Raw genomic sequence first — 244 nt, 5'->3', positions numbered from 1 at the left:
GCCGAGGCCAGTGGCCGCGAGCCGGATGTGGCGCTCACCATCGACAAACGCATCCCCGTCGGCGCCGGACTGGGCGGTGGATCCGCCGACGCCGCGGCCACGCTGTTGGCGTTGAATACGCTGTGGGGCCTGGATTGGCCGTTGGAGCGGCTGCGCGAGGTGGCCGCCGGGTTGGGGGCCGATATGCCGTTCTGCCTGTCCGGAGGGTACGCCCATGGCACCGGATTCGGCGAACGCATCACGC

At 70.9% G+C, this 244-nt stretch carries 1 protein-coding gene; it reads left to right on the top strand.

Annotated elements, in window-relative coordinates; genetic code table 11:
* On the top strand, positions 1 to 244 hold a 244-nt coding region (locus H6B30_RS16910), incomplete at both ends, for a GHMP family kinase ATP-binding protein (RefSeq protein ID WP_500684416.1).

The organism is Marseilla massiliensis (genome assembly GCF_016899955.1).
Lineage (GTDB): Bacteria > Bacteroidota > Bacteroidia > Bacteroidales > Bacteroidaceae > Prevotella > Prevotella intestinigallinarum.
Note: the sequence above shows the minus strand (reverse complement) of the source record. Positions and strands in the feature narration are given on the sequence as shown.